Genomic DNA, 6,009 nt, shown 5'->3' with positions numbered 1-6,009 from the left:
TTCTTCTGCCGCTTCACGAACGGCTTCACGTAGGCTGGTGGGATGAGCCGCGTTTCGTGGCCTGCCAAAGCTATCTCACGGGCCCAGTAATGAGCGCTGGCGCATGCTTCCATAGCGACCACGCAACGCGGAAGTGTCGAGAAGAACGTCAGCACCTGATCACGCCGCAGCTTCTTGCGGAAAACGACGGCGCCGCTCGTATCCGCGCCATGAACCTGGAAGACTGATTTAGCGAGATCGATCCCGACTGTGCTAACCTCACCCATGGACGCCTCCTGCAGTGGTGTTGCAACACCTCCACTCTGGCACATCGATGCCGCCAGGGGGCGTCCACCCCTACGCTTTGAGCGGCTACGACATCCTCCAGTCGCCCGCGGAGCCCGGCTTCGACGATCTCGTCGCCCTCGCCACCCAGATCTGCGATACGCCCGTCGGCCTCATCAGCTTCGTGGCCAGCGACCGCCAGTGGTTCAAGGCCCGGATCGGGTTTGCCCCCTGCGAGACGCCGCTCAGCCAATCCGTCTGTGCCCACGCCCTCGCCGAGCGGGATATCCTCATCATCCCGGACCTGACGCAGGACCTCCGCACCCGTGACAACACGCTGGTGACCGGAGAGCCGTTCATCCGCTTCTACGCGGGCGCCGTGCTGACGGCGACCAACGGGATCGCGATCGGCACGCTGTGCGTGATCGACAACGAGCCCCGGCCGGAGGGCCTCACCCCGCAACAGGCGTCCGGCCTGCAGGCGCTCGCCCGTCAGGTGATGACCCAGCTCGAGTTGCGGCGGGCCATCCGGGAACGGGATCGCGCGCTCACCACCTCCGACGAGGCGCGCGACGCGCGGCAGATCAGCGAGGAGCGCTTCCGGCTTTCCTCGCGCGCCACGACGGATGTGATGTGGGATTGGGATCGCGAGGGCGATACCTTTCACTGGGACGATGCCCTCACCCGCGTCTACGGCTACGTGGCCTCGACCGTCACACCGACGGCCGCATGGTGGTTTGAGCACATTCATCCGGAGGATCGGGAGCGCGTCCGTCAGAAGGTCCTCAGCGCTACCGAGGTGGGCCCGCGTTGGGCCGACGCGTACCGGTTTCAGCGCGCGGACGGCACGTATGCCGACGTGCTCAATCAGGCGTTCCTGGTCCGAAGCAAGGCCGGACGCGTCATGCGCATGACAGGCGTCATGCTGGACAACAGCGCGCGGGCGGCGGCGGACCAGCACCAGAGCCTGCTCAACCATGAACTCAGCCATCGGCTGAAGAACACCCTTGCCATCGTCCAGGCCATCGCGGCGCAGACCCTGCGCAACGCCGCCAGCTTGGACAGCGCGCGCGACGCCCTGCTGCAGCGCCTGATCGCCCTCGGCAAGGCCCACGACATTCTCCTGGCGAGCAACACCGAGCAGGCCGGGATGGAGGCCGTCATCCGGGGGGCGCTGGCTCTGCACGACAACCAGCAGGCGGGGCGGTTCCGGATCGAGGGACCGCCGCTCGAGATCGGCCCCAAGGCCGCGCTGGCTCTCGCGCTCATGATCCACGAATTGGCGACGAACGCTGCCAAGTACGGGGCGCTCTCGACCGAGGCCGGGCACATCGGCATCCGCTGGCAGATCGAGGCGGCGGGCGACGATCCGCAGCTGCGGCTGTGCTGGACTGAATCGGGCGGGCCGCCGGTCTCGACACCGTCGCGCACGGGCTTCGGAACCCGTCTGATCGAGCGCGGTCTCGCCGGGACCATCGGTGGGACCGTGAGGCTGGTGTACCAGCCGAGCGGCGTCACGTGTGATCTCGTGGCGCCCGTCGCAGGGTTTCAAGAAAAGACGGAGATTTCAGATTGAACGAAAACCGTTCCGCGTGCTTGCTCTAAGCCATGAACAAAATCATTTCGAAGCCAACCGCGCTGATCGTCGAGGATGAAAACATCACGCGGATGGAGACCATGGATGTCTTCGCCGATGCAGGCTTCGACGTGATCGAGGCCTGGACTGGCGACATGGCCCTGCACCTGCTTGGTAGACTCCCGACGATCCAGCTGGTGTTCACCGACGTGCGCATGCCCGGTCGGGTCGACGGCATTCGCTTGGCGCAGCTGATCGCGGAGCGTTGGCCGGAGACCGCCGTGATGGTCTGCTCCGGCCCACTCGCGTTCCGGCCGAGAACCCTGCCCGACAAGGCGCGGTTTTTTCCCAAGCCGTTCAGTCTGAACGAGGTCTCGGCGACGGCCCTGGCGTTGGTGGCCTGAGACCGGCCGCTCCGCGCAGCAGTGTCGGCCACACCGGCCTAGATGCCGCCGCCCTGTTCGGACAGGAGATCGAAGATGTTGCCGGTGAGCGCATGGAGCGCGCACGGCTTGGATACGAAACGTGCTCCGTCCGGCAGATCGGTGCCCTTGGGATTGTTCCGACCGGACAGCACCAGCAGCCTGATCTCGGGCCACCGCGCCGCGACGAGCTTCGCCAACTGATACCCGTTCAATTCGCTGCCGGGCATATCGACGTCGCTGATCAGGACGCGCACGTCGGTACGGGTCGAGAGAAGGTCGACCGCCTGCTCGGAGTTGCAAGCCTCGAACACGATGAGTCCAGCGTCGGTCAGCGCCCCGGCCATGTCCATCAGCTGCACCGGATCGTCGTCGACGATCAGGATGCCGAGCTGGTTCGGGGCTAACGGAGCCCTCTGGCGCGTGGTGAGGGCCGTCATGAGCCGGACGGCCCGCCAAGATGACTCGTGAGGGTCGTGATGCGGGAACCCACCAGTCTCGCCGCGTTGCGCAGCTGCCCCTCCGTAATCGCGAAGCGTTCGGCCCACGCGGCTCGAACGACCCGATCATTGATATCGATGTGCGTGGCGGCTCGGCTGGGTAAGGTTTTTTTGACGAACGACATGCGCTCTTGCTTCGCGTCTTCTCATCGAAGACCGCGCCTCAGATATTCAGTGGGATGGATGTTTGCCAACGCGGGACGTTGTGTAAGGTTGCCTTGTCTCGCGGGTGGACGGTGTCTGCGGCAGGATGGGAAGGCTCCACGGCCGCGGGACCGATGATCTTCCGGCGCGACGCTGCGATGCGCCAGAAGCCCGAGTTCTACCGCGGTCGGACAGCTGCAGATCAATGATCCTGTCGCCGGTTTTAGTCTTCTCTGGCGCGCACGATATCGCGGCGCGGGGCGCTAATTTTTGTCCGAGCCACATTAATGGTTGTGATGATTTCGCCGATGGCGTAGAGATGATAAATCGACTTTTGGCCAGATATTCCGGCCGTCTCGCCTGAACAGGGCGAACGCTCTGCATCTCTCCCATTTTCGACGACCAGAGACCGGGCGCGCGTGATGCGCGCTCGGCCCGATTTCTTGCCTGTATAGATATGGAATACCTATGAGCATCGGCACCGTTAAGTGGTTCAACGACACCAAGGGTTTCGGCTTCATCCAGCCGGATGATGGCGGCAAGGACGTGTTCGTCCACATCTCCGCCGTCGAGCGCGCCGGCATGCGCAACTTGGCCGAAGGTCAGAAGATCTCCTACGAGATGGAGTCCGACCGTCGCACCGGTAAGCAGTCGGCCAGCAACCTTCAGGCCGCCTGAGCCTCGCTGGTACGACCGACGATTTTCGAAGCCGTTCCCTCGGGAGCGGCTTCATCTGTTTCTCGCCGCCTTGGCTGAGTCGGGGCGGACAAAAAGGAATTTCCGTGGGTCAATTCAAAACAGACCAGCTCGTCGATCGTCTCGAAGCGACGGCCAAAGCGCGGCAGGCTACGCTGGCCCGCTTCCGGGCTCGTCCTGCGGCCGATGATCCGGTCGTCCTCGCCCGCCAAGCGGCGCGGCACGCGGTCGTCCAGGCCCGGGACGTGCGGGCGAGCGAGCGGGAGATCGCTCGGCTGGCCGCCGAGGCTGACCGTGAGGCTGCAGCGTTGGCCGCAAAGGAGCGCGCCGAAGCGGAGATCGCCCGTCAGATAGCCGAGAAGGCAGCGCGGCAGGCTGACCTCGCCGCCGAGCAGAAGGCCGCGCGCGACGCACGCTTCGCGGCTCGCAAGGCGCGAGCCCGTCGGTAGGTCGGACTTAGCCTGCAGTACCCGTCACCCAGGAGGACGACCCATGTCGCACAAGTTCAAGATCGGTCAGCATGTCCGGCAGCTGGGGCTCAGCTACGCAGGCAATAAGAGCATCGTCGACGGCCTCTTCGAGGTTGTTCGCCTCACGCCGGACGACCGTTCCGGCGAGCCGACTTACCGGATCAGGTCCGCCAGCGGCGAGCGTGCCGTGCGGGAAGGCGAACTCACCCACGCATCCTGATCGGTTTCGGCCGGTCGGATCAGCGCGTGCAGAGAGCGCGTCCTGTGACGGCTCTCAGTCGGGACTCTCAGGACCGGCGGAGATGCCGCGGGCAGTCTGGAATCAAGTTTGTTGAACGCCATGATGACGAACACGAATGCGCATTCGGCCGACGCGGCGATGATTGAACCCAACCAGACGGCCTTCATCCTCAAGGTGACGCGACCTGACGAGGCCGAGTTGTCGGGGCAATTGGCGATGTTCTACGTCGCCATCACCACCTCCGAGGACGAGGCGCTGGCCATCGTGCGCCGCGCGGTGAAGGGGGATGCCGATGTCGAGCCGACGGGCGTCCGCCTCTCGCAACAGACGGCCAACGCACTCGCTCTGGAAGCAGGCCTCGCGCGGGCTCTGTGACATCACCGCCAGTCCGACTTCGGCGACGCCGGGATCCGAACCGGCCACTCCTCAGGCGGCGACGCGAACCTGCTCCGAAGCTTGCTCGATGGCGGCGATGACCGCGTCTGGCGCCAGATGCTGGATCATGTGGCCCAGGCCGGGCACGACGATGAGGTGACTGTCGGGCAATTCGCCGTGCAGGCGCTTCGACTGCCGATCGACATCGGCGATCTGATCGGCTCCGCCCACGATGATCACCACCGGGAGCCTCAGATCGCGGTAGTGCTTCTGAAGCTCGGCCGCCGACGGCGTCATCAACGCGGCGTCCTCTGCTGACGCCCGCAGCTGGATCGGCCGCAGCATCATGGCCTTCGGAAACTCTCGGTCGAAACGCTCCGTGACGGCGGCCGGCGCGAACATGGCCTTGAGCAGGGCGGGCTGCAGGATCCGACCGATCACGGGCGAGATCGAGTGGCGCATCAGGTCCCCGATGCCGGGGAGCGCCACCGGGGACGCGAGCACCACATCGGCGCGCAGCGTCGGGTAATAATATCCGGACGCCAAGACGAGGCTGCGCACGAGCTGCGGGGCCTGTAGCGCGAGGGCGACCGCGACCAAAGCCCCCCAGGAGTGTCCGAGGACGACGGCTTGGGCAACGGCGAGCTGCTGAAGCGCCTTCTGGAACAGCGTCGCGTGAGTGCGCGGCGTCCAGAGCCCGCGCGGGCGGTCGCTGTAGCCGTAACCGGGTCGGTCGAAGATGATGACGCGGTGGCGCTCAGCCAGATCGTCGACGATGCCGCTGACGAGAAAGTCTTGGATCATCATGCCGTTGCCGTGAATCAGCACCAGCGGCTCGCCGTCCCCCCGCTCGACGTAGTGCAGGCGCACGCCATCCACGGTGAGGAACGCGCCGATCGGTGGCGTCCGTCGCTCGGCCTGCTTCGCCTGGGCGGCCGCATAGAGGGCGGACGCTCCCAGCGCGGTCGCGGAGCCGAGCAGGGTCCAGGCCGTGTTAAAACGCCGAGAATCGGCTTTGTGCTGGGGTGCCGCCCCAATTTTGCGAGAATAGGCGCTCCACCGTTTGGATCGACCCTTTGTGGTCGCGCATCCGTTTGAGTTGAAGGCGCTGCTGGACGGCTTTTCAGCCCCTCGGTGAACGATCAAAGGCCTTCACTCAGGCGGGGATCGCTGCCAAGAGCTTCCGGCTTCCCATGATGTTGAGAACCCGCGTCAGATTGTAGGCCAGGACCTGGAGTGCCATCTCGGTCGAGACGCGCGGCAAGGTCTTGGTCAAGAAGTGCGTCGCCCCCATCCGTGCCTTCAGCGTGCCGAAGGGGTG

The 6,009-nt window shown here is 65.2% G+C and carries 9 protein-coding genes and 2 pseudogenes; 6 read left to right on the top strand and 5 right to left on the bottom strand.

All coding sequences use genetic code 11. From position 1 onward, the window contains the following. Nucleotides 1–266 (bottom strand): annotated as a pseudogene (locus tag BM419_RS31240) (IS110 family transposase); the annotation flags it as partial. A gap of 77 nt (nucleotides 267–343) precedes the next feature. Between BM419_RS31240 and BM419_RS31235 the strand changes: the two are divergent. Beyond that, complete coding sequence (locus BM419_RS31235; RefSeq protein ID WP_175556430.1) at nucleotides 344–1,840, top strand: sensor histidine kinase; 1,497 nt, start codon at nucleotides 344–346, stop codon at nucleotides 1,838–1,840. Nucleotides 1,841–1,872: 32 nt separating this feature from the next. Continuing rightward, nucleotides 1,873–2,244, top strand: a complete 372-nt coding sequence (locus BM419_RS31230; protein ID WP_056521122.1) for a response regulator — start codon at nucleotides 1,873–1,875, stop codon at nucleotides 2,242–2,244. Between the two features lie 38 nt (nucleotides 2,245–2,282). Here the strand turns inward: BM419_RS31230 and BM419_RS31225 are convergent, their stop codons facing one another. Together BM419_RS31225 and BM419_RS31220 are read right to left on the bottom strand one after the other, a co-directional pair. Further along, nucleotides 2,283–2,702 (bottom strand): response regulator, encoded by a 420-nt coding sequence (locus BM419_RS31225; RefSeq protein WP_091683100.1) that lies wholly within the window; start codon nucleotides 2,700–2,702, stop codon nucleotides 2,283–2,285. Then, a complete protein-coding gene (locus BM419_RS31220) occupies nucleotides 2,699–2,887 on the bottom strand; it encodes a DUF3606 domain-containing protein (RefSeq protein WP_091928737.1) in 189 nt (62 codons plus the stop codon). Before BM419_RS31220 ends, BM419_RS31225 begins: the two co-directional genes overlap by 4 nt. Nucleotides 2,888–3,374: 487 nt before the next feature. Here BM419_RS31220 and BM419_RS31215 point away from each other — a divergent pair, with 487 nt between their 5' ends. The 4 genes from BM419_RS31215 (at nucleotide 3,375) to BM419_RS31200 (ending at nucleotide 4,688) form a co-directional block, all read left to right on the top strand. Further along, nucleotides 3,375–3,584 carry a cold-shock protein gene (locus tag BM419_RS31215; RefSeq protein WP_091928736.1) on the top strand — a complete coding sequence of 70 codons (210 nt, stop codon included), beginning with the start codon at nucleotides 3,375–3,377 and terminating at the stop codon, nucleotides 3,582–3,584. A 104-nt stretch (nucleotides 3,585–3,688) separates the two neighbouring features. Next, complete coding sequence (locus BM419_RS31210) at nucleotides 3,689–4,051, top strand: DUF6481 family protein (protein WP_091683103.1); 363 nt, start codon at nucleotides 3,689–3,691, stop codon at nucleotides 4,049–4,051. 43 nt (nucleotides 4,052–4,094) lie between these two features. Beyond that, complete coding sequence (locus BM419_RS31205) at nucleotides 4,095–4,292, top strand: hypothetical protein (RefSeq protein WP_056521132.1); 198 nt, start codon at nucleotides 4,095–4,097, stop codon at nucleotides 4,290–4,292. Between the two features lie 120 nt (nucleotides 4,293–4,412). Next, entirely contained in the window at nucleotides 4,413–4,688 is a 276-nt protein-coding gene (locus BM419_RS31200; protein WP_244540939.1) for a hypothetical protein, read from the top strand. A 51-nt stretch (nucleotides 4,689–4,739) separates the two neighbouring features. On the opposite strand, the gene BM419_RS31195 is transcribed toward BM419_RS31200, so the two are convergent. Both BM419_RS31195 and BM419_RS31830 read right to left on the bottom strand, forming a co-directional pair. After that, nucleotides 4,740–5,726, bottom strand: coding sequence for an alpha/beta fold hydrolase (locus BM419_RS31195; protein ID WP_091928739.1), 987 nt, complete (start codon nucleotides 5,724–5,726; stop codon nucleotides 4,740–4,742). Nucleotides 5,727–5,844: 118 nt separating this feature from the next. Then, nucleotides 5,845–6,009 (bottom strand): annotated as a pseudogene (locus BM419_RS31830) (IS5/IS1182 family transposase); the annotation flags it as partial.

This window comes from Methylobacterium sp. yr668 (assembly GCF_900116245.1).
Taxonomy (GTDB): Bacteria; Pseudomonadota; Alphaproteobacteria; order Rhizobiales; family Beijerinckiaceae; genus Methylobacterium.
This window is presented reverse-complemented; position numbering and strand designations above follow the sequence as displayed.

Bases quoted from the DNA above. Each gene is read 5' to 3' on its own strand.
- BM419_RS31230 (WP_056521122.1), top strand. From the start codon at position 1,873: ATGAACAAAATCATTTCGAAGCCAACCGCGCTGATCGTCGAGGATGAA.
- BM419_RS31225 (WP_091683100.1), bottom strand. From the start codon at position 2,702: ATGACGGCCCTCACCACGCGCCAGAGGGCTCCGTTAGCCCCGAACCAG.
- BM419_RS31220 (WP_091928737.1), bottom strand. From the start codon at position 2,887: ATGTCGTTCGTCAAAAAAACCTTACCCAGCCGAGCCGCCACGCACATC.
- BM419_RS31215 (WP_091928736.1), top strand. From the start codon at position 3,375: ATGAGCATCGGCACCGTTAAGTGGTTCAACGACACCAAGGGTTTCGGC.
- BM419_RS31205 (WP_056521132.1), top strand. From the start codon at position 4,095: ATGTCGCACAAGTTCAAGATCGGTCAGCATGTCCGGCAGCTGGGGCTC.
- BM419_RS31200 (WP_244540939.1), top strand. From the start codon at position 4,413: ATGATGACGAACACGAATGCGCATTCGGCCGACGCGGCGATGATTGAA.